Source organism: Citrobacter sp. Colony219, from assembly GCF_019382635.1.
Lineage (GTDB): Bacteria > Pseudomonadota > Gammaproteobacteria > Enterobacterales > Enterobacteriaceae > Citrobacter > Citrobacter youngae.
The window spans coordinates 482,677-504,316 of the sequence record NZ_CP080033.1; the positions used below are offsets into that span (position 1 = coordinate 482,677).

The 21,640-nt window shown below is 53.1% G+C and carries 19 protein-coding genes and 1 pseudogene; 6 read left to right on the plus strand and 14 right to left on the minus strand.

The window, feature by feature from the left end:
- Nucleotide 1: 1 nt before the first annotated feature.
- The 4 genes from fpr to JTI85_RS02195 all read right to left on the minus strand — a co-directional run bounded on the left by fpr (nt 2) and on the right by JTI85_RS02195 (nt 4,365).
- A complete protein-coding gene (fpr, locus tag JTI85_RS02180; RefSeq protein WP_200045124.1) occupies nt 2-748 on the minus strand; it encodes a ferredoxin--NADP(+) reductase in 747 nt (248 codons plus the stop codon).
- A gap of 95 nt (nt 749-843) precedes the next feature.
- Entirely contained in the window at nt 844-1,854 is a 1,011-nt protein-coding gene (gene glpX / locus JTI85_RS02185) for a class II fructose-bisphosphatase (RefSeq protein ID WP_061066970.1), read from the minus strand.
- A 135-nt stretch (nt 1,855-1,989) separates the two neighbouring features.
- Nucleotides 1,990-3,498, minus strand: a complete 1,509-nt coding sequence (glpK, locus tag JTI85_RS02190; protein WP_048213999.1) for a glycerol kinase GlpK — start codon at nt 3,496-3,498, stop codon at nt 1,990-1,992.
- A gap of 21 nt (nt 3,499-3,519) precedes the next feature.
- Nucleotides 3,520-4,365, minus strand: a complete 846-nt coding sequence (locus tag JTI85_RS02195) for an MIP/aquaporin family protein (protein ID WP_048213998.1) — start codon at nt 4,363-4,365, stop codon at nt 3,520-3,522.
- Nucleotides 4,366-4,791: 426 nt separating this feature from the next.
- Here JTI85_RS02195 and zapB point away from each other — a divergent pair, with 426 nt between their 5' ends.
- Nucleotides 4,792-5,037, plus strand: coding sequence for a septal ring assembly protein ZapB (zapB, locus tag JTI85_RS02200; RefSeq protein WP_088732415.1), 246 nt, complete (start codon nt 4,792-4,794; stop codon nt 5,035-5,037).
- 202 nt (nt 5,038-5,239) lie between these two features.
- On the opposite strand, the gene JTI85_RS02205 is transcribed toward zapB, so the two are convergent.
- From JTI85_RS02205 to priA, 8 genes are all read right to left on the minus strand, one after another.
- Nucleotides 5,240-5,983 carry an SDR family NAD(P)-dependent oxidoreductase gene (locus tag JTI85_RS02205; RefSeq protein WP_061066971.1) on the minus strand — a complete coding sequence of 248 codons (744 nt, stop codon included), beginning with the start codon at nt 5,981-5,983 and terminating at the stop codon, nt 5,240-5,242.
- A 159-nt stretch (nt 5,984-6,142) separates the two neighbouring features.
- Nucleotides 6,143-6,628 (minus strand): ribonuclease E activity regulator RraA, encoded by a 486-nt coding sequence (rraA, locus tag JTI85_RS02210; protein WP_115644143.1) that lies wholly within the window; start codon nt 6,626-6,628, stop codon nt 6,143-6,145.
- Nucleotides 6,629-6,720: 92 nt separating this feature from the next.
- Nucleotides 6,721-7,650, minus strand: a complete 930-nt coding sequence (gene menA, locus JTI85_RS02215; protein WP_219352042.1) for a 1,4-dihydroxy-2-naphthoate polyprenyltransferase — start codon at nt 7,648-7,650, stop codon at nt 6,721-6,723.
- A 67-nt stretch (nt 7,651-7,717) separates the two neighbouring features.
- A complete protein-coding gene (gene hslU / locus JTI85_RS02220) occupies nt 7,718-9,049 on the minus strand; it encodes an HslU--HslV peptidase ATPase subunit (RefSeq protein WP_003028803.1) in 1,332 nt (443 codons plus the stop codon).
- 9 nt (nt 9,050-9,058) lie between these two features.
- A complete protein-coding gene (gene hslV, locus JTI85_RS02225; protein WP_003028805.1) occupies nt 9,059-9,589 on the minus strand; it encodes an ATP-dependent protease subunit HslV in 531 nt (176 codons plus the stop codon).
- 92 nt (nt 9,590-9,681) lie between these two features.
- The gene (gene ftsN / locus JTI85_RS02230) at nt 9,682-10,656 is read right to left on the minus strand and encodes a cell division protein FtsN (protein WP_075551463.1); all 975 of its coding nucleotides are present in this window, start codon (nt 10,654-10,656) and stop codon (nt 9,682-9,684) included.
- 93 nt (nt 10,657-10,749) lie between these two features.
- A complete protein-coding gene (gene cytR, locus JTI85_RS02235; RefSeq protein WP_003825179.1) occupies nt 10,750-11,775 on the minus strand; it encodes a DNA-binding transcriptional regulator CytR in 1,026 nt (341 codons plus the stop codon).
- A gap of 156 nt (nt 11,776-11,931) precedes the next feature.
- Complete coding sequence (gene priA, locus JTI85_RS02240; protein WP_137345828.1) at nt 11,932-14,130, minus strand: primosomal protein N'; 2,199 nt, start codon at nt 14,128-14,130, stop codon at nt 11,932-11,934.
- A gap of 204 nt (nt 14,131-14,334) precedes the next feature.
- On the opposite strand from priA, the gene rpmE reads away from it, so the two are divergent.
- From rpmE to JTI85_RS02255, 3 genes are all read left to right on the plus strand, one after another.
- Entirely contained in the window at nt 14,335-14,547 is a 213-nt protein-coding gene (gene rpmE / locus JTI85_RS02245; RefSeq protein WP_003028810.1) for a 50S ribosomal protein L31, read from the plus strand.
- A 339-nt stretch (nt 14,548-14,886) separates the two neighbouring features.
- The gene (locus tag JTI85_RS02250; RefSeq protein WP_115601193.1) at nt 14,887-15,567 is read left to right on the plus strand and encodes an oligogalacturonate-specific porin KdgM family protein; all 681 of its coding nucleotides are present in this window, start codon (nt 14,887-14,889) and stop codon (nt 15,565-15,567) included.
- Between the two features lie 89 nt (nt 15,568-15,656).
- Nucleotides 15,657-17,081, plus strand: a complete 1,425-nt coding sequence (locus JTI85_RS02255; protein WP_048213989.1) for an MFS transporter — start codon at nt 15,657-15,659, stop codon at nt 17,079-17,081.
- Between the two features lie 59 nt (nt 17,082-17,140).
- Here JTI85_RS02255 and metJ read toward each other — a convergent pair whose 3' ends face one another.
- Nucleotides 17,141-17,458 carry a met regulon transcriptional regulator MetJ gene (gene metJ, locus JTI85_RS02260; RefSeq protein ID WP_048213988.1) on the minus strand — a complete coding sequence of 106 codons (318 nt, stop codon included), beginning with the start codon at nt 17,456-17,458 and terminating at the stop codon, nt 17,141-17,143.
- 265 nt (nt 17,459-17,723) lie between these two features.
- On the opposite strand from metJ, the gene metB reads away from it, so the two are divergent.
- Nucleotides 17,724-18,884, plus strand: a complete 1,161-nt coding sequence (gene metB, locus JTI85_RS02265; protein WP_137364420.1) for a cystathionine gamma-synthase — start codon at nt 17,724-17,726, stop codon at nt 18,882-18,884.
- A 2-nt stretch (nt 18,885-18,886) separates the two neighbouring features.
- Nucleotides 18,887-21,319 (plus strand): bifunctional aspartate kinase/homoserine dehydrogenase II, encoded by a 2,433-nt coding sequence (locus JTI85_RS02270; RefSeq protein WP_219352044.1) that lies wholly within the window; start codon nt 18,887-18,889, stop codon nt 21,317-21,319.
- 35 nt (nt 21,320-21,354) lie between these two features.
- Here the strand turns inward: JTI85_RS02270 and JTI85_RS21190 are convergent.
- Nucleotides 21,355-21,640, minus strand: a pseudogene (locus tag JTI85_RS21190) (cytoplasmic protein); the annotation flags it as partial.

Here is a 21,640-nt window from a genome sequence, read left to right on the forward strand (position 1 = left end):
CTCACCAGTAGTGCTCTGCGGTCATATGGCCCGGTCGACGGCGCAGGTGTTTGGTCATTTGCCGGGTCTCTTTCAGCAACTGCTGCGTGTCGCGTACCATTTGCGGGTTTCCGCATAGCATCACATGGCTGGTTTCTTTTTCCATTGGCAACCCGACTGCTTTTTCTAGCTCACCGCTCTCAATCAACGCCGGAACTCGCCCGGTTAATGAACCTGCGGCGGTTTCACGGCTCACAACCGTCTGGATACGTAATTTACCTTCGTAGCGTTTTTCCAGGTCCTGCATTAACGGCAGATAGCTTAAATCGGCGGCATAGCGGGCGGCATGGACCAGCACCAGATTCTTAAAACGGTCCAGATCTTTGCCCAACTGCAGAATCGATAAATATGGGCCGATAGCGGTACCGGTTGCCAGCATCCATAGCGTGTCACAATCGGGGACTTCATCCAGCACGAAGAAACCGGCGGCTTCACTCACCACCTGGACTTCGTCGCCAGGTTTCAGTGCGGCCAGACGGGGGCTGAGTTTTCCGTCAGGAACCGTCACCAGATAGAACTCTAAATCGGGGTTATCAGGCGCATTCACGTAAGAATAGGCGCGCTGGACGCGCTCGCCGTCGATTTCGAGGCCGAGCTTGGTAAACTGACCTGCGGTGAAGGGAAGAACCGGAGCTCGCACGGTCAAACTAAATAAGGCATCGGTCCAGTTCTGTACCTTCGTGACTTTGCCTGTTACCCAATCTGCCATGGTTTTCTCCTGTCTGCTGTGATTGCCTTATCTTCGTTCGTTGCACGAAAGATTTCCAGCCCAGATGGGCTGGAAGGCTCTATTGATCAAATCAATTACAGGATATGCGTCTGTACATCCGGATCTTTGCGATCGAGGTAGTGAATCGACTGAATGCGACGGATCGTACGTGATTTGCCGCGGATCAGCAGTGTTTCGGTGGTGGCAATATTACCTTTGCGGCTAATCCCTTCCAGCAGATCGCCTTTGGTGATGCCGGTGGCGGAGAAAATGACGTTGTCGCTACGCGCCATTTCATCGAGGCGCAGCGCTTTGCCCGCTTCAATGCCCATGGCGGCGCAACGAGCCAGTTCTTGTTCGCCAATGCGACGGTTCTCTTCGCTGTCGCCTTTGACGTCATGGCGAGCCAGCAGGCGGCCTTGCATGTCGCCATCCAGAGCGCGGATAACGGCGGCAGAGACGACACCTTCCGGCGCGCCACCAATGCCGTACAGCACGTCAACTTCGCTGTCTGGCATGCAGGTCAGAATCGAGGCCGCCACGTCGCCGTCAGGAATGGCGAAGACGCGTACGCCCAGTTTTGTCATCCCGGCAATAACCTCGTCATGGCGTGGTTTTGCCAGGATGGTAACGGTCAGTTCGCTGAGCGGTTTGTTGAGCGCGGTAGCAATGTTACGCAAGTTGGCTTCCAGCGACAGGTTCAGGTCGATGGACCCTTTTGCGCCTGGGCCGACAATCAGCTTTTCCATGTACATATCCGGCGCGTTCAGGAAGCAGCCTTTATCGCCAACGGCCAGTACGGCCAGCGCGTTGGCCTGACCCATGGCCGTCATGCGTGTGCCTTCGATAGGATCGACGGCGATGTCGACCGCATCACCAAGACCGGTCCCGACTTTTTCACCGATAAACAGCATCGGCGCCTCATCAATCTCACCCTCGCCAATCACGATGGTGCCGTCGATGTTGACCTGGTTGAGCATAATACGCATGGCGTTCACCGCCGCGCCGTCGGCGGTATTTTTATCGCCGCGGCCCAGCCATTTATAGCCAGCCAGCGCGGCCGCTTCGGTCACGCGTGAAAATTCAATGGCAAGTTCTCGTCTCATTGCAAACTCGTAGCTGAAAGGAATGGCGCGAAGTGTAGCACAGGGGAGGGGACGAGATTATTGATGTGTGTGCGGGGTTGCCCCCGCACGAAGAGATTGCCGGATAAGCCAAAGTTGCCATCCGGCAATGACGTATTACTCGTCGTGATCTTCCCACGCCAGAGCGCGTTTGACCGCTTTTTTCCAGCCGCTGTAACGGAAGTTACGTTCGGTGGTTTCGATGCCAGGGCGGAACTCACGCTCAATGACCGCTTTTTCCTGCAGCTCATCCAGATTCTGCCAGAAGCCGACAGCCAGACCGGCCAGATATGCTGCGCCTAATGCGGTGACTTCGCGGACTTCCGGACGCTCTACGCGGGTACCCAGAATGTCAGACTGGAACTGCATCAGGAAGTTGTTGGCGACCGCACCGCCATCGACGCGCAGGGCGTGTAAACGAATACCTGAGTCCGCCTGCATCGCTTCCAGCACGTCACGCGTCTGATAAGCGATAGACTCAAGCGTTGCGCGGATGATGTGGTTAGAGTTTACGCCACGGGTCAGGCCGAAGATGGCGCCGCGTGCATACGGGTCCCAGTACGGTGCACCCAAACCGGTGAACGCCGGAACAACATATACGCCGTTGGTGTCTTTCACTTTGGTGGCGAAGTACTCAGAGTCGAATGCATCGCTGATGAGTTTCATTTCATCGCGCAGCCACTGAATGGATGCGCCAGCCATAAATACCGCACCTTCCAGCGCGTAGTTCACTTCCCCGGTCGGTCCGCAGGCGATAGTGGTCAGAAGTCCATTTTCTGACTTAACGGCTTTCTCGCCAGTATTCATCAGCATGAAGCAGCCAGTACCGTAGGTGTTCTTCGCCATCCCTTCTTTCACGCACAGCTGGCCGAATAGTGCAGCCTGCTGGTCACCCGCGATACCGGAGATAGGAATACGTGTGCCGCCTTTACCACCGATGTTGGTCTGGCCATAGACTTCAGAAGAACGACGCACTTCTGGCAGCATGGCACGCGGAATGTCCAGCGCATCCAGCATCGTGTCATCCCAGTCCAGGGAGTGGATGTTGAACAGCATGGTACGCGAGGCGTTGGTGTAATCCGTGACGTGTACGCGTCCCTGCGTCATTTTCCAGATAAGCCAGGTGTCAACGGTACCGAACAGCAGTTCGCCGCGACGAGCGCGCTCACGCGAGCCTTCTACGTGGTCGAGGATCCACTTCACCTTGGTACCGGAGAAGTACGGGTCAATCACCAGGCCGGTGTTGTTACGGATGTACTCTTCCATGCCATCGCGCTTGAGCTTTTCGCAGATATCTGCGGTACGACGACACTGCCACACAATGGCGTTATAGATTGGTTTACCGGTCTCACGCTCCCAGACGATGGTGGTCTCACGCTGGTTGGTAATACCGATCGCTGCGATTTCATCGGAACTGATATCGGCTTTCGCCAGAACTTCAACCAGCGTAGAGCTTTGGGTTGCCCAAATTTCCATTGGGTCGTGTTCTACCCAACCTGCTTTCGGGTAGATTTGCTCGAATTCGCGCTGTGAAACGGCAACGATATTCGCATCGTGGTCCATTACGACCGCGCGGGAGCTGGTGGTGCCCTGGTCGAGCGCAACGATATATTTTTTTTCAGTCATAATTTTTGTCCCGTAGTCACATTACAGCGAAGCTTTTTGTTGAGTGTTAGCCGCCGCGTCTTTTTCTTCAATCGCGCAGACATCGCACGGTAAATGGCGACCAATCAGTTTGCGATATGCCCATGCGCCCAAAATCGCGCCGGTAATTGGGCCAAACACCGGAACCAGGAAGTAAGGGATATCACGACCACCCGTGAAGGCAATCTCACCCCATCCGGCCATCCAGGCGAAGAGTTTCGGTCCGAAGTCACGTGCCGGGTTCATCGCAAAACCGGTCAGTGGGCCCATGGATGCACCAATAACGGCAATCAGTAAGCCGATCAGCAGCGGTGCCAGTGGACCACGCGGTACACCATTACCATCATCGGTCAGTGCCAGAATCAGCCCCATTAGAATAGCGGTAATGACCATTTCAACCGCGAAGGCCTGCACAAAATTGATATGCGGGTTTGGATAGGTGGAGAAAGTACCTGCCAGATTGAGGCTTTCTACACTACCGCGCACGATATGGTTCGTTTGTTCGAAATCGATGAAAAGATTGTAATAAAGCCCGTAAACCAGTGCCGCTGCGCAAAAGGCGCCGGCAATTTGCGAAATAATAAAAGGAACGACTTTGCGTTTGTCAAAACACGCAAACAGCCATAGTGCGATTGTGACTGCTGGATTCAGGTGTGCGCCAGAAACGCCTGCGGTCAGATAGATAGCCATGGCTACCCCCAGACCCCAGATGATACTGATTTCCCACTGACCAAAAGTAGCCCCGGCCACTTTGAGTGCAGCGACACAACCCACACCGAAGAAAATCAACAACCCGGTACCGAGGAATTCAGCAATGCACTGGCCTTTCAAGGTTGATGTTTGACTCATAATCGGATCCTGAAGAGTTTAATGTTTATTGTATGCGAGAAGGTCACTGACATCCCCGGAGCCGGTAGGCACACTGTTAATTTATCGTTAACGCTCAAAAACGAGAAATATCGAAATTAAAATGTGTGTACTCCATCAAAAAAATGAGCGTTTTCGCGCCATTGCGCGGTATTTGTTATACAAAAATAGTGTGAGCTGAATCATTTCACCGATCATCCTGTTAACACTTAAGAGTTATGACAGTTGTGTCACCAGGACAAAGATTAAAAGTGTTGCAAACCGCAATCTGCGCGGGATGCCGCTGGACAGGGATGGCGCGGCTTCATACAATCGGTGTTAAGTAGTGTGCGCTCGTTTTTATTAAGGCGTCGCCGGTTATCGGGACGAGGATTTTTATCCATCAACGCCTTGCAATTCAGGAGAGGTATGACGATGTCATTAGAAGTGTTTGAGAAACTGGAAGCAAAAGTACAGCAGGCGATTGATACCATCACGCTGTTGCAGATGGAAATCGAAGAGCTGAAAGAAAAGAACAACTCACTGTCGCAGGAAGTTCAGACTGCACAGCAGCAGCGTGAAGAGCTGGAGCGTGAGAACAACAACCTGAAAGAACAGCAGAATGGCTGGCAGGATCGTCTGCATGCCCTTTTAGGTCGTATGGAAGAAGTCTAATTACGCTTCATCTTTCGTGCCGTAGCTGCGTTGGCTGCGCTCAGTTACCCCAGTCACGTAGTTTACTACGCTCCTGGGGATACCTTCGTTTGCCGCCTTGCTACAACACGAAATCTATTGCGTAATCGTTCCTGTGTAGGCCGGATAAGGCGTAAGCCGTCATCCGGCAATACAATCGTTTTACCGCAACACAACGTTAATTTCAGGCATTCAAACCCCCATCTACGTCCAGACCGGTGCCGGAAATCTGCCCAGCCGCTGGGCTTGCCAGAAACGTCACCGCCGCTGCAACATCCTCCGGTGTTCCATAATGCCCTGTAGCAATAAGCTGCCGTTGGGATTCTGCCTGCTCGCCATCTGCCGGGTTCATATCACTGTCAGTTGGGCCGGGATGGACAAGATTAACGGTAATACCCCGTGGGCCGAGATCACGAGCCAGGCCACGGGTTAGCGAGTTGAGCGCTGATTTAGTCATCGCGTAGACGGCAATCCCCGGCTGGGCGACGCGGTTGGCAAGACAACTGCCAATATTGATGATTCGCCCACCTTCAGGGAGATGCGGCAGCGCGGCCTGTATGGCAACTACCACGCCACGGATGTTCACGTTAATCAATGCGTCGATGTCCTCCAGTGACAGCGACTCCAGCGGGCCGCCGCGTGCGATCCCTGCGTTGTTGACCAGAATATCCAGTCCTCCGAGTGACTGTACCGTGCGGTGTACGGCGTTCTGAATCGCCTGAGCGTCTGCACTGTTTGCCTGAATGGCCTCACCATGGCGGCCAAGCGCTGTAATTTCATCGGCAACGGCCTGGGCTTTCTCCGCAGATTTTTCATAGGTTATAACAACATCAGCACCGGCTTTCGCCAGCGACAGTGCAATGGCGCGCCCTAATCCACGACTGGCTCCGGTGACCAGCGCTTTTTTACCTGTCAGATCGATATGCATGATGACCTCGTGATGAGAGTGATGAGATTCATCATTAGGTATAGAGAGAGTTTTTTCTTCGTCAATGCGCAGGATAGGGGAATCGAAAGGGTGGTGTGGCAAAAAAAAGCCAGTCAGTTGTTTAACCGACTGGCATCACACCAAATTGCGGTGTTTTCTTTACTCGATATCGAGCGGGTCTTCGGAGAGGATTATCCCGGTGTTGTCGGCGTACAGGTGGTCGCCAGAGAAGAACGTTACGCCGCCAAAGTTGACGCGCACATCGCTTTCCCCAATACCTTCCCCTGCGGCACCGACCGGAATGGCGGCAATTGCCTGAATGCCGATATCCATTTCTCCCAGATCGTCTACCTGACGGACTGAGCCGTAGATGACCAGACCTTCCCATTCATTCTGTACGGCCAGTCGAGCCAGTTCGGCATCGACCAGCGCACGACGGACAGAACCGCCGCCATCGACCAGCAGAATGCGACCACGGCCATTTTGTTCGAGCAGATCGTACAGCAACCCGTTGTCCTCGAAACATTTTACCGTGATGATTTGTCCGCCAAACGACGACCGTCCTCCAAAGTTAGAGAACAGTGGTTCCACGACGTTGACATCTTCCTGATAGATGTCACAAAGCTCGGATGTATCGTATTTCATAGGCTCAACGTTCAGTTGCTGCGAGAATTTTTAGTATATCGCGCTATGTGTACTGTTGGCAAAATCATCAATTGTTAATTGATATTTGTCAGTTAAAAAGACCACTGACTTAAGAAAATTCCAACGACAAACAGCAGGTTAGTTAACAATGCCGCTTTTACGGTGCGTTCCAGCATCGGGCGCATTGCCGCAGGATCCATCTCACGCATCACGTATCGCGCCTGTTTAATCAGCAGCGGAGCGGCGAGGATAAACAGCCATCCCCACAGGCTTTGCAGCGAAAACAGGTTAAACAGCGCCAGGCAGACCAGCGTCCCCATCAGCAGGCAGGCATGGTAGCGGCGGGCATTGACGGCACCTAAACGCACGACCAGCGTGTTCTTGCCGTTCTCTCTGTCGCTGTTGATATCGCGCAAATTGTTGACGTTGAGCACGGCAGTTGCCAGCAGGCCGCAGGCGGTAGCAGGCAGAATGAGCGCCGGAATCAACGTATGCGCCTGCAGGTACCAGCTCCCCATCACGCTCAGCCAGCCGAAGAACACCAGCACGGAAATATCACCGAGGCCGATGTAGCCGTAAGGGCGATTACCTACGGTGTAAGTGATCGCGGCGATAATCGACAGGCCGCCGAGAATCAGGAAGCCGACAAAATCCGCCAGTGTGTGACAGGCCACCGCCACCAGCGCCAGACCGGACAGGCAGATTAAGACCACGGTGACAATCAGCGCACGCTTCATCTCCTGTTGGGTGATGACCCCTTTTTGCATGCCACGCAGCGGTCCGATGCGGTCGGGCTTGTCGCTGCCTTTGACGGCATCGCCATAGTCGTTCGCGAGATTGGACAGGATTTGCAGCAGTCCTGCAGTAATCAATGCCAGCAGAGCGACCAGCGGATCAAAGAACCCTTGCCACCATGCTAATGCCGTACCGACGATGATCGCCGCGAAGGCGAGCGGTAAGGTCTTAGGTCGTAAACTTTCCAGCCAGGCTTGTGAGCGGCTAATTTGTTGTTGTTCAGTCATATTTAGCGCCAATAAAAATGGGGCTTTATCAGCCCCATCAACAGTGATGAAAATGCATTGAACGCGATTATAGGATAAAACGGCTCAGATCTTCATCTGCGACCAGCGCATCCAGATGTTTGCTCACATATTCGGCATCAATTGTGATGCTTTGACCGTTCAAATCGCTCGCATCATAGGAAATATCTTCCATCAGACGTTCAAGAACGGTATGCAGGCGACGCGCACCGATATTTTCGGTGGTTTCGTTAACCTGCCAGGCCGCTTCGGCAATGCGTTTAATACCCGATTCGGTGAAGTTGATGTCCACACCTTCAGTCGCCATCAGCGCTTTGTACTGGACGGTGATGGAGGCATTCGGTTCGGTAAGGATACGCTCAAAATCGCTGGTGGTCAGCGCCTGAAGTTCAACACGAATCGGCAGACGACCCTGCAGTTCCGGGATCAGGTCGGACGGTTTCGCCACCTGGAATGCGCCAGAGGCGATAAACAGGATGTGATCGGTTTTCACCATACCGTGTTTGGTAGAGACGGTGCAGCCTTCAACCAGCGGCAGCAGGTCGCGCTGTACGCCTTCACGGGAAACATCCGGACCGGAGGATTCGCCGCGCTTACAGATTTTGTCGATTTCGTCGATAAACACGATCCCGTGCTGTTCAACGGCGTCGATAGCTTCCTGTTTCAGCTCTTCCGGATTGACCAGTTTGGCCGCTTCTTCTTCAATCAGCAGCTTCATTGCGTCTTTGATTTTCAGCTTACGCGGTTTTTGCTTCTGACCGCCCAGGTTCTGGAACATGGACTGCAGCTGGCTGGTCATCTCTTCCATTCCCGGAGGCGCCATAATTTCAACGCCCATCGGTGCGGCCGCGAGATCGATTTCGATCTCTTTATCATCCAGCTGGCCTTCACGCAGTTTTTTACGGAACGCCTGACGCGCTGCAGAAGGCTCCTGCGGCTGCTCTGACTGTCCCCAGTTATTTTTAGCCGGTGGGATCAGCACGTCGAGAATGCGCTCTTCCGCCATCTCTTCAGCGCGGAAGCGGTTTTTCTCGATCGCCTGAACGCGAACCATTTTGATGGCGGCATCGGTCAGATCGCGGATGATCGAGTCAACTTCTTTACCTACATAGCCGACTTCGGTGAATTTCGTTGCTTCAACTTTGATGAACGGCGCGTTGGCCAGTTTTGCCAGGCGACGGGCTATTTCGGTTTTACCGACGCCGGTCGGGCCAATCATCAGAATGTTTTTCGGTGTGACTTCATGGCGCAGTTCTTCGTTGAGCTGCATGCGGCGCCAGCGGTTACGCAGGGCAATCGCCACGGAACGCTTAGCGTTATCCTGGCCGATGATGTGTTTGTTCAGTTCGCTGACAATTTCGCGTGGGGTCATTTCAGACATGGGGGATCCTTACGCTTTGGAGTTCAATTCTTCGATGGTATGGAAGTGGTTGGTATAAATGCAGATATCCCCTGCAATATCCAACGCTTTCTCAGCAATTTCGCGTGCGCCAAGCTCGGTGTTTTCCAGCAGAGCGCGTGCTGCAGCCTGGGCGTAGGGACCGCCGGAGCCGATGGCAATCAGATCGTTTTCTGGCTGAATGACGTCACCGTTACCGGTGATGATGAGCGATGCTGTTTCATCTGCAACGGCCAGCAACGCTTCGAGTTTGCGCAGCATACGGTCGGTACGCCAGTCTTTAGCCAGCTCAACGGCGGCCTTAACCAGGTGACCCTGGTGCATTTCCAGTTTACGTTCAAACAGTTCAAACAGCGTGAATGCATCCGCAGTCCCGCCCGCAAAGCCCGCAATGACTTTGTCGTTGTACAGACGGCGGACTTTTTTCACGTTGCCTTTCATTACGGTGTTACCCAGTGTGGCCTGACCATCACCGGCGATTACCACATGGCCGTTACGGCGTACGCTTACTATTGTTGTCACGAGCAGACCCCTTGGTTACAAATGCAGAATACAGGCCCCGCACAGTTGTACGGGGCGTAATGCAAGTATAGATGGGGGAGATTTTGGGGGTTTCAACCCCCAGTGGCGAGTCGAATGCAGTTTGTGTGGCCGGCAACTTTCAGGCGGCTGATGGTATTGTCGGCATTTTCCTTGCCTTTCACCGGGCCAATCACCACGCGATTCCAGCCGTTGTTGGTGGTAATGCGGGAGTTGAAGCCTTCAAAAGCCAGCTGCGCCCGCACGGTTTCTGCTTGCTCTGCGCCTTTAAATGACCCGCACTGCACCATCCAGCGGCGTTCGTCTTTTTTCTCCGCCGTCTGTTTTGGCGGCTGCGTTTCATTCGTTATTGGCGCGGCCGGCTGCGTTTTCGGCTGCGCGGCGGTGGTGTGCGCAGGCGTCTGCAACAGATCCTGATACGGCTGCTGGGCCACTGGTTTTGGCTGCGCTTTCGGCTGTTGTACCGGTGCGGCTTGTGCCGTACGCGTTTGTGGCTGCTGGTAAGGCTGTTCCGTCGCCCGTGGGCGCGGCTGCTGAGCCTGCTGCTGCGTGTTGGCCCATTGCTGTTGCTGCACCTGGCGTTGGCGCTGCAGCGTTTGCTGGCGCTGTTCAGGCGTTTGTTCGTTCCACGGTACTTCGTTGAGCTGTGTCGGCTGTTGACGCATATCAGCCTGCATTTGCGCCAGCAACTGGCGCTGCTCATTGGTCAACTGATCGGCGTTAAGCACTTCGCCACCCGCAGAGGGTTCGGTAGGCGCACGCACGCCAGGCTGACGGCTTTCCAGCTCTTTTATATAGCGCCAGCGTTCTTCCGGTTTAGGCGGGATGCCATTACCGGTGACTTTCTGGCTTTGCAGCGTCTCGGACTCTTCTTTCTTGTGATGCGTAATGAAGTACAGACCACCGATAAAGGTCACGAGTACGGCTGCAGCAATAGCGACCATCGCGGGGGATACCGCTGGCGTACTGCGTTGCTTTTTCCGTGATGTGCTCTTTTTGCGCCGCGAAGGTGCCGGTTGGCCGCGACGTACATAATCTCGTTGTGCCACTATCGTTTCGCTGTATTTATTCGTTCGTCAGCCCGCCATGTTACTTAAGCGACGGGCCTTTGACCAGACAGGGGAGTCCGAAAGCACTTTACTTTACGTCAGTGCCCGGGTAGTACCCCGAATAATTAGCTCGCAGTCCAGTAAACGTGAGCCACTGCTGACGCTCTGCCCTTGTAATTGATCGAGCAGTAACAGCATAGCTTCACGTCCGATATCGAAACGCGGTTGTGCGACGGTTGTCAGGGGTGGATCACAAAATTCCGTCAGTGAAATATTATCGAAGCCAATGATAGATAAATCATCCGGTACTTTTAAGCCCTGACGTTTGGCGTAAGAGAGTGCGCCAAGCGCCATCACATCGCTGTGACAAAAGACCGCGGTCGGAGGTTGCGGTAGCTCAAGCAGCTGTTTTAACGCGTTGGCGCCCGCTTCATAGGTGAAATCACCGCGCGCGATGAAGTGTGGATCGACGGTAATTCCACTGCGACGTAGTGCCTGAACATAGCCTTGCAGGCGGTAGTGGCACAGCGGCATATCCTCTGGCCCGGCAATACAACCAATGCGCTTATGCCCCAGTTCCAGCAGATAATTCATCGCGTTAAAGGCGGCAGTGAGGTTATCAATGTGCACGGTGGGCAGTTCCAGCTCTGGCGCGAACTCGTTGGACATGACCATTGGCGGCAAGTTGCGTTGCTCTTCCACGCTGGCATCAAACGGCAGGCGCGAGCTGAGCAGCACCATGCCATCGATCTGCTTGGTGATTATGAGATTGAGGAAGGTCTTTTCCTGCTGGTTCTGGTGCGCGCAATCGCCGATCAGCACCAGATATCCCTGTTCTGCGGCGGTCACTTCTATGCCGCGAATCACTTCGCTAAAAAAGGGATCGCAGATATCCGGCACAATCACCAGAATGGTACGTGACTCATTACGCTTAACATTGCGTCCCATTGATTGGGGTAAATATCCCACTTCCAGCGCGGCCTGCTCAACCTTGTTACGGGTTGACTGTGAGACTTTGTCCGGGTTCATTAATGCGCGGGATACGGTTGCCGTTGAGACTTTCGCCTTCAGAGCAACATCTTTCATCGTAGCGGCGGCAACCTGCTTATTCGGTTTCACTCTTTCTCCTCGCCAGAGGGCTGCTGGCACAGACTCGTCCCTGGGTAACCTTCATCTGAAACATTTTTATCAGATAGTTAATGGAAGCGGTTACAGAATTTTCATAAAAAGTGTGATGGATGTTTAATTTTACGATCCGCCTCGCATCATGAGGCATTATCCCTCGATGGGATCGACATCCAGCACCCATTTAACCTTACGTGCATCGGGTAACGTATTGATCAGCGCCAGCGTGCCGCTGATGATATGTTGCAGGCGAATTCTCGACGGGTGCTGCAACAAAATTTGCCAGCGATAGCGACCGCCGCGTTTGGGCGCCAGGGCGGGAACCGGGCCGAGCACCCACAGCTTGTCATCAGACAGCGGACTGGCCTGAATCAGATTTCGTAACTGCTGTAAGAACATTGGCGCATGCTGGTTATTATGATCTTCTGCCCGCACGATCACATGGCTGGTCCACGGTGGAAGCTGGAGCGTTTGTCGCTCGGCCAGCGCCTGTTCGGCAAACGCGTCGTAACCTTTATACAGCAAGGTTTGTAGCAACGGATGTTCAGGATGGTGCGTTTGCAGCACTACTTCGCCTTGTTTCCCGGCGCGCCCAGCTCGTCCGGAAACCTGGGTATAAAGTTGGGCGAAACGTTCAGCCGAACGGAAATCGGCAGAGAATAGCGCCCCGTCAACATCCAGCAGTGCAACCAGCGTGACATCCGGAAAGTGGTGGCCTTTGGCCAGCATTTGTGTGCCGATAAGAATGCGAGCGCCGCCGCGATGCACTTCCGCCAGATGCTGCTCCAGCGAGCCTTTACGGCTGGTTGTGTCGCGATCGATGCGTGAAATCGGCACACCGGGGAAAAACGGTGCCAGAGCCTGCTCAAGCTGTTCGGTGCCAAGTCCAACCGGAACCATATGCGTCGAGCCGCAGGAAGGACACTGACGCGGTATTGGGCGCTGGCTGTCGCAGTGGTGGCAGCGTAAATGGTGCTGTGCCTGATGCAGGGTATAGTAGTGATCGCAGCGCGGGCATTCGGCAATCCAGCCGCAGTCGTGGCACAGCAGCGCAGGGGCAAAACCCCGGCGGTTCAAAAACAGAATTACCTGGTTATCTGCTTGCAGATGCTGACGCATGCGGGTGATAAGCGCAGGGGCGAGTCCGGCCTGCACCTGCTGACCTTTCAGATCAAGCACGTGCTGAGTGGCTGGGCGTGCATTCCCGGCGCGGCGCGTCAGGCGCAGCATGCGGTATTTTTTCTGCCGCACGTTGCACAGCGTTTCCAGCGCCGGGGTGGCTGAGCCGAGAATAATCGGGATCTGCTCGCTGTGGGCGCGATAAACCGCGAGGTCGCGCGCGTGATAGCGCCAGCCTTCCTGCTGTTTATAAGAGCTGTCGTGCTCTTCGTCGATGACAATCACGCCCAGATTTTTAAACGGCGTAAACAGCGAGGAGCGCGTGCCGATAACAATCGCCGCTTCGCCATTTTTCGCCTTCAGCCATGCCGAAAGACGTTCACTGTCATTTAAACCCGAGTGCAGGACTTCGACCGGCGCATTGAAGCGTTCGCGAAAACGGGCAATAGTTTGCGGCGTCAAACCAATCTCCGGCACCATCACCAACGCCTGCTTGCCCTGGGCAAGGACATTTTCCAGTACGCTTAGATAGACCTCTGTTTTGCCCGACCCCGTCACGCCCGCTAATAGCCAGGCGCTAAAGCTGTCCGACGCGCTATGAATCGCGCCAACAGCGGTGGCTTGCTCGGTATTCAGCCGCAGACGCTCACCGGAAACGGCGTAGTGCGTACGCCAGTCGCTAAAGCCTGGCGTTTCACTCGCCAGGGAGCACAGACCTTTTTTCCGCAGTGCCTGTAATGCGGCGTCATTAAATTCCAGTTCAGCGACCTGGTCGCGCCATATTTTTCCCTGGCGTAGCGCAGCCAGCGCCTGCTGCTGTTTGGGAGAGCGCTTCAGGCTGTTCAGATCAATAACCTGGCCTTCTTCAGTGGCAAACCAGTACCACATGGGCGCGTTAGTCGCCGGACGTCCCTGGCGCAGTAAAATTGGCAGAGCGTGAAACAGTACGTCACCGATAGGATGATGATAATAATCCGCCGCCCACAACAGCAGACGCCAGACAGAGGTCGAGTAGACCGGTTCGCTGTCCAGCACTTCGAGAACGGCTTTCAATTCGCTCCGCGGTAGTTCACTGTGCTCGCTGACGGAAAGGACGATACCCACGCGCTCTTGCTGCTTGCCAAAAGGCACGCGTACACGACACCCGGCTTTGGCGCTCATGCCTTCCGGCAGGAGGTAGTCAAAAGTACGAGGTAGCGGAACGGGTAAGGCAACGTGCGCAACGGGCATTGAATCATCCTGACTTGAAATCTGGCGGGTTAGTATACACATTAGTGGAGGGTAGAATGCGGATCAGTTTGCATGAGCAGGTTAATTTCTGTATGATTCGCCGCCTTTGATACAAATTTGTATCACTGACCTATACTATTAACATCGCGTGGTGTCTGGCGTTAGGGCTGGAAGAGCGACGCGGCCTTAAACCGAGGTTTTCCCATGAAAAAAGATATTCACCCGAAATACGAAGAAATTACTGCAAACTGCTCTTGCGGTAACGTCATTAAAATCCGCTCTACTGTCGGTCACGATCTGAACCTCGACGTGTGCAGCAAGTGCCACCCGTTCTATACTGGCAAGCAGCGTGATGTTGCTACCGGTGGCCGTGTTGATCGCTTCAACAAGCGTTTCAGCATCCCGGGCAGCAAATAAGTTCCTGCTGTCAGAAAAAAGCGCCTTATGGCGCTTTTTTTGTATCTGTACTTGATAATAAAACTTACATTGATGTATTGAATGATGTTTCACTTTTAATAAATGAAACAGTGTTTTTATTTTTTAAGATAAAATATTCGCACTAGTGATCTTCGTCATTTTTATCTTCTGTTCTTTGCCACTCATGCCAATTCCTGGCAAAATCTCAAAGGTTTATCCCCTCTTTCTAAAATACACTTTCGCGGAAATATAAAATTATTCTTACGACTCTATTGCTTTCCTGTTTATAGCCCGGAATGTGATGGTGAATTTCTTTATTTAGTGTGAAAAGGGATTGTCATGAAATTTAAATCTACCTTGTTACTTATTCCATTATTATCTGCGGCCGCGCAGGCGGGTTATGTTGATTACCGCCATGAATATTATGATGACGGGCGAAATTACGATCGTGTTTATATGTCTCATCGTTTTTCTACAGGTTTTGGTGTAGCGGTAGAGGCCATTTCACGTTCTGAAGATACGCAATCGAACGATGCGTGGAATAATATGGAAAGTAACGGTAACGAGTATACGGCAAGTTACCAGTTTACCTGGCGGGATCTCATCTGGCAGCCAGGTATTGCGATCGAAACGGGCGATAACATCACGATTTATAAACCTTATATCCGCGTGCAGTACAACATCAACGACAGCTGGTGGACCGCGTTCCGCTATCGTCAGGAGTACATGCGCAGAAACACTGACGGCAAAGATGACCGCATGGTCTATCGTCCGGAAGCCTGGCTTGGTTATAACGTCAATAACTGGATGTTTGAGCTAAACGGCATTTATAAAATTGCCGATAGCGAAGATTTATATAACAACCGGAAAGATGATTATGAATATAACTTCCGTGTCGCTTATAAAATAGATTCCTGGGTTCCATTTATTGAAATTGGTAATGTTTCTTCGGGTTATGACACCACCACGACTGACGATCGCCAGACCCGCTATCGTGTCGGCCTCGGTTATAACTTCTGATTGTTAATACTCTGCGTATTGGTTTATTACGTTAAACACCAGGATATACGCATAGTTTGCGTGAATAATATGTCTAAGGAGTTGACATCATGTCTAATGATGGAACAGTGAGTGGAAGCAATCAAGATATTGTCGTCAGACCTTTCGGATTCAGGGATAAAATTGGTTATTTGTGTGGTGACCTGGGAACCTGTTTTATTCTTGGGTTAGTAAATAGTTTTTTAATGATTTATTACACTAACGTCCTCGGCATTTCAGGAGTTATTGTCGGCTCGCTCTATTTTGTGACTAAGCTCTTTGATGCGTTTGTCGATGTTGGTGTAGGGCGCTTATGCGATACCTCTAAATTGACGGTACATGGACGATTTAATCCGTGGGTGCGCCGTATGAAGTACCCGTTCTGCATCATTGCGGTGGTCCTGTTCCTGCCGTTTGTGAATGATTTTTCTTATACGGCGAAAATTATCTATATCTGCTGTTCCTATTTTGTTTACGGTTCACTGTTATCGACAGTCAGCATTCCATATGGCGCCATGTCTGCGGCGATTAGCTCGAACCCGGAAGATCGGGTGTCACTGTCAACCTGGCGCAGCGTGGGTTCCGCCATCGGCGGTGGAGCAACCGGCTTTTTTATCCCGATTCTGATGTACACCACCCTGGTGGACGGAAGTCAGGTGATTTCCGGGCAACATTTCTTCTGGATTGCTATTGGTTGTGCCGTACTGGGCTTTATCTTTTTAACGTTGACCTGTCAGTTAACAACAGAACGTGTGCGCGTGGAGCGAAAAGAGAGTATGCCCGTATCGGTGCTGCTGAAAGGATTGTTACGCAATAAAGCACTGATCGTTTTAGTTGTGGTGGATCTGCTGATTGTGATTAACCAGGGGTTGTCAGGTACCAACATGACTTACCTGTTTAATGACTACTTCCACAACAAAGAGGCCATGTCCGTGGCGTTGCTATTTACCTTTGGCTCTCTGGTTTTGCTGGCACCCTCGGCATCCTGGCTCACAAAGCGGTTTGGCAAAAAAGAGGCCAGCGTCGGCGCATTGCTCTTTGCGGTGGCGATGTATCTGATTATGTACTTCATCCATATTACGGACGCGAAAGTCTATTTGGTTTTCCTGTTCCTGGCGACGCTAGGGGCAGGGCTATTCAACCTGATGATTTGGGCGTTTATGACCGATGTTTGTGATTATCATCAGTATGTCACCGGCGATCGTGAGGATGGTACGGTTTACGGTGTGAACTTCTTTGCCCGCAAGGTGGGTCAGGCGTGTGCAGGGGCGATTGGTGGCTTTATGCTGGCCATCATTGGTTATCAATCTTCGTCAACGGGCGGTGCAGTGCAAACCAGCATTGTGCAGGAAAATATTTATACGATGGCAAATCTCTTGCCGGCTTTGTGCCTGTTTTTGGCGGCGGTTATTCTGATTTATTGCTATCCATTGAACCGCAGAGAAACGCTCAAAATGGAAGAAACATTGAATAAAATCAATGGTATTAGAAAATAACGTTGTGAGAAACGGCGGGGTTATCCCGCCTTTTCTCTTTTTTTCTAACCGTCAGCCGATCAGTACTCCCACGTCTCCGGGTCGATCCCCAGTTCACGCATGATGATCTTCGCCTCTTCCGGGATCTCATCACTGCGTTCTTTGCGCAGATCCTCGTCGTTTGGCAACGGTTGTCCGGTAAAGGCGTGCAGAAACGCTTCACACAGCAGTTCGCTGTTGGTGGCGTGGCGCAGGTTATTCACCTGACGACGCGTGCGTTCATCGGTAAGGATTTTTAACACCTTCAGAGGAATGGAAACCGTAATTTTTTTGACTTGCTCACTCTTCTTACCGTGCTCAGCGTATGGGCTGATATATTCGCCGCTCCATTCAGCCATGAGATACCTAATCCTCTTTGTCATTAATATTGAGGCCAGAACCTGAGCCCGGACCATAATTGCGCGTAGTTTATCGTAGTGGCGCGGCCCTGACACGAAGTTAGCCGACGCAAATGTACGCTAATGCATATAATTTTAACGGCTATTTCCTGTTTGCTCAATCTATACGCAAAGAAGTTTAGATGTCCAGATGTATTGACGGCTATTGTAACAATGATTACTCTGGTGTCTGACTTTTCACCGACTCAGCCAGGATCTCCTCAATATGACGCGTAAACAGGCCACCATTGCAGTGCGTAGCGGATTAAATGACGACGAGCAGTACGGTTGCGTTGTCCCGCCGATTCACCTCTCCAGTACCTATAATTTCACCGGTTTTAATGAGCCTCGTGCTCATGACTATTCACGCCGTGGCAACCCGACGCGTGATGTGGTTCAGCGTGCGCTGGCGGAGTTGGAGGGGGGCGCTGGTGCAGTGCTGACCAATACCGGCATGTCGGCGATTCATCTGGTCACCACGGTGTTTCTGAAGCCTGGCGATCTGCTGGTCGCACCGCACGACTGTTATGGTGGTAGCTACCGCCTGTTTGACAGTCTGGCAAAACGTGGCTGTTATCGTGTGCTGTTTGTCGATCAGGGTGATGATCAGGCGCTGAAAGCGGCGCTGGCAGAAAAACCGAAGCTGGTGCTGGTAGAAAGTCCAAGCAACCCGCTGCTGCGCGTGGTGGATATTGCGAAAATCTGCCAGCTGGCGCGTGAAGCTGGCGCGGTCAGCGTGGTCGACAACACTTTTTTAAGCCCGGCACTGCAAAATCCACTGGCATTGGGCGCCGATCTGGTGTTGCATTCATGCACGAAATATTTAAACGGTCACTCAGACGTGGTGGCTGGTGTTGTGATAGCGAAAGATCCGGAAACGGTCACTGAACTGGCATGGTGGGCGAATAATATTGGTGTGACCGGCGGCGCGTTTGATAGTTATCTGCTGTTGCGCGGCCTGCGTACTTTATCTCCTCGTATGGAGGTGGCGCAACGTAATGCTCAGGCGATAGTCGATTATCTGCAAACTCAGCCGCTGGTGAAAAAATTGTATCACCCGTCATTGCCGGATAATCAGGGCCATGAGATTGCTGCGCGTCAGCAAAAAGGCTTTGGCGCGATGTTAAGTTTTGAACTGGATGGCGATGAGCAAACGCTGCGCCGTTTCCTCGGCGGGTTGTCATTGTTTACGCTGGCGGAATCGTTAGGGGGCGTTGAAAGTCTGATCTCCCACGCCGCAACCATGACACACGCGGGCATGGCACCAGAAGCGCGTGCTGCTGCCGGAATTTCCGAAACGCTGCTGCGTATCTCCACCGGTATTGAAGATGGCGAAGATTTAATTGCCGACCTGGAAAATGGCTTCCGGGCTGCAAACAAGGGGTAAACATGAGTGTGATTGCGCAGGCAGGGGCGAAGGGTCGTCAACTGCACAAATTTGGTGGTAGTAGTCTGGCAGACGTGAAATGTTATCTGCGTGTCGCAGGCATTATGGCGGATTACTCGCAGCCTGATGACATGATGGTTGTTTCAGCCGCAGGCAGTACCACTAACCAGTTGATTAGCTGGCTGAAATTAAGCCAGACCGATCGCCTTTCTGCGCATCAGGTTCAACAGGCGTTACGTCGCTATCAAAGTGAGCTTATCAGCGGTTTGTTACCTCCCGAGGTGGCGGATGGACTGATTGGCGCGTTTATTCACGATCTGGAACGCCTGGCTGGGTTACTCGACAGCGGCGTGAACGATGCCGTCTATGCTGAGGTTGTTGGGCATGGCGAGGTATGGTCCGCGCGTTTGATGTCTGCCGTCCTTAATCAACAGGGGCTGGAGTCGGCCTGGCTGGATGCGCGCGATTTTTTACGTGCTGAACGCGGTGCCCAGCCGCAGGTAGATGAAGGTCTTTCTTACCCATTACTGCAGCAACTGCTGGCGCAGCATCCGGGTAAACGCCTGGTGGTTACCGGCTTTATTAGCCGCAGCAATGCCGGTGAAACAGTGCTACTGGGGCGTAACGGTTCTGACTACTCGGCGACGCAGGTTGGTGCGCTGGCGGGCGTTTCCCGAGTAACCATCTGGAGCGATGTCGCCGGGGTTTACAGCGCGGATCCGCGTAAAGTAAAAGACGCCTGTTTGCTGCCGCTGCTGCGTCTGGATGAAGCCAGCGAGCTGGCGCGTCTGGCGGCACCGGTTCTCCATGCCCGTACCTTACAGCCGGTTTCCGGTAGCGATATCGATCTCCAGTTGCGTTGTAGCTATACCCCAGAGCAGGGTTCAACGCGTATTGAGCGAGTACTGGCCTCCGGTACCGGGGCGCGTATTGTGACCAGTCATGATGACGTCTGCCTGATTGAGTTTCTGGTTCCGACTGGCCAGGATTTTAAGCTGGCTTATAAAGAGATTGACCAGGTTCTAAAACGTAGCCAGGTGCGTCCGCTGGCAGTGGGCGTGCATCCTGACCGTCAGTTGCTGCAATTTTGCTATACCTCTGAAGTCGCTGACGGCGCACTGAAAATTCTGGATGAAGCTGGCCTGCCAGGCGAGCTGCGTCTGCGCCAGGGGCTGGCGCTGGTGGCGATGGTTGGGGCAGGCGTAACGCGCAATCCGCTGCATTGCCACCGTTTCTGGCAACAGTTAAAAGGCCAGCCAGTCGAGTTTACCTGGCAGTCGGAAGAGGGGATCAGTCTGGTTGCGGTACTGCGTACCGGCCCGACCGAAAGCCTGATTCAGGGTTTGCATCAGTCTATTTTCCGCGCAGAAAAACGTATTGGTCTGGTGCTGTTCGGCAAGGGGAATATTGGTTCACGCTGGCTGGAACTGTTTGCTCGCGAGCAGAGCACGCTCTCGGCGCGTACCGGATTAGAGTTTGTGCTGGCGGGTGTGGTTGATAGCCGTCGTAGCCTGCTGAATTACGAAGGGCTGGATGCCAGCCGCGCGTTAGCTTTCTTTGATGACGAGGCGGTAGAGCAGGATGAAGAGTCTCTATTCCTGTGGATGCGTGCTCACCCGTATGATGATTTAGTGGTGCTGGATGTGACAGCGAGCGAGCAACTGGCGGATCAGTATCTGGATTTTGCCAGCCATGGTTTCCACGTTATCAGCGCCAACAAACTGGCGGGGGCGAGCAGCAGTAATAATTATCGCCAAATTCATGACGCTTTTGAAAAAACGGGTCGCCACTGGTTATATAACGCCACCGTGGGTGCCGGTTTGCCGATCAACCATACCGTGCGCGATCTGATTGATAGTGGCGATACCATTTTGTCGATCAGTGGGATCTTCTCCGGCACGTTGTCGTGGTTGTTCCTGCAATTTGATGGCACGGTCCCATTCACCGATCTGGTGGATCAGGCATGGCAACAGGGTCTGACTGAACCCGATCCGCGCGTAGATCTTTCCGGCAAAGATGTGATGCGTAAGCTGGTGATTCTGGCGCGCGAAGCGGGTTACGACATCGAGCCAGACCAGGTTCGCGTGGAGTCGCTGGTGCCTGTGCATTGTGAAGAAGGCTCTATTGACCATTTCTTTGAGAATGGCGATGAGCTGAACGAGCAGATGGTGCAGCGTCTGGAAGCAGCGCGTGAAATGGGGCTGGTGCTGCGCTATGTGGCGCGTTTTGATGCTAACGGCAAAGCTCGCGTTGGTGTTGAAGCGGTTCGCCCTGAACACCCGCTGGCGGCGCTGTTGCCGTGCGATAACGTATTCGCCATAGAGAGCCGCTGGTATCGCGATAACCCGCTGGTGATCCGTGGACCGGGCGCGGGCCGTGACGTTACCGCTGGGGCGATTCAGTCTGACATCAACCGTTTGGCGAAGTTGCTGTAGTTTGCGTTGCCGGATGGTGCTTACGCTTATCCGGCCTACATATGGCATGAACCGTAGGCCCGGTAAGCGGCAGCGCCACCGGGCAAATTCAAGGCGTTGTATTTATCTGCCAGCGTCCTTATCGTCTGAAACACCGAATGAGCCGAGTAACGGGCGCTATCCCGAAACTCCGCCTGCTGCTGTAACCAGACGAGAAAATGGTGGCCTGCCGCCAGTGTGATTGACGCCCCTTTTTCAACCTGCCCCTCCGTTAACAGACACACCATTTTGCGTGTGTCGCCTTGTTGCCAAATTTGCCACTGGTTTCGCCACCACCCCTGA

Excerpts from the sequence above, each read along its gene's own strand:
- fpr (WP_200045124.1), bottom strand. The coding sequence starts at position 748 with ATGGCAGATTGGGTAACAGGCAAAGTCACGAAGGTACAGAACTGGACC.
- glpX (WP_061066970.1), bottom strand. The coding sequence starts at position 1,854 with ATGAGACGAGAACTTGCCATTGAATTTTCACGCGTGACCGAAGCGGCC.
- glpK (WP_048213999.1), bottom strand. The coding sequence starts at position 3,498 with ATGACTGAAAAAAAATATATCGTTGCGCTCGACCAGGGCACCACCAGC.
- JTI85_RS02195 (WP_048213998.1), bottom strand. The coding sequence starts at position 4,365 with ATGAGTCAAACATCAACCTTGAAAGGCCAGTGCATTGCTGAATTCCTC.
- zapB (WP_088732415.1), top strand. The coding sequence starts at position 4,792 with ATGACGATGTCATTAGAAGTGTTTGAGAAACTGGAAGCAAAAGTACAG.
- JTI85_RS02205 (WP_061066971.1), bottom strand. The coding sequence starts at position 5,983 with ATGCATATCGATCTGACAGGTAAAAAAGCGCTGGTCACCGGAGCCAGT.
- rraA (WP_115644143.1), bottom strand. The coding sequence starts at position 6,628 with ATGAAATACGATACATCCGAGCTTTGTGACATCTATCAGGAAGATGTC.
- menA (WP_219352042.1), bottom strand. The coding sequence starts at position 7,650 with ATGACTGAACAACAACAAATTAGCCGCTCACAAGCCTGGCTGGAAAGT.
- hslU (WP_003028803.1), bottom strand. The coding sequence starts at position 9,049 with ATGTCTGAAATGACCCCACGCGAAATTGTCAGCGAACTGAACAAACAC.
- priA (WP_137345828.1), bottom strand. The coding sequence starts at position 14,130 with ATGCCCGTTGCGCACGTTGCCTTACCCGTTCCGCTACCTCGTACTTTT.
- rpmE (WP_003028810.1), top strand. The coding sequence starts at position 14,335 with ATGAAAAAAGATATTCACCCGAAATACGAAGAAATTACTGCAAACTGC.
- JTI85_RS02250 (WP_115601193.1), top strand. The coding sequence starts at position 14,887 with ATGAAATTTAAATCTACCTTGTTACTTATTCCATTATTATCTGCGGCC.
- JTI85_RS02255 (WP_048213989.1), top strand. The coding sequence starts at position 15,657 with ATGTCTAATGATGGAACAGTGAGTGGAAGCAATCAAGATATTGTCGTC.
- metJ (WP_048213988.1), bottom strand. The coding sequence starts at position 17,458 with ATGGCTGAATGGAGCGGCGAATATATCAGCCCATACGCTGAGCACGGT.
- metB (WP_137364420.1), top strand. The coding sequence starts at position 17,724 with ATGACGCGTAAACAGGCCACCATTGCAGTGCGTAGCGGATTAAATGAC.
- JTI85_RS02270 (WP_219352044.1), top strand. The coding sequence starts at position 18,887 with ATGAGTGTGATTGCGCAGGCAGGGGCGAAGGGTCGTCAACTGCACAAA.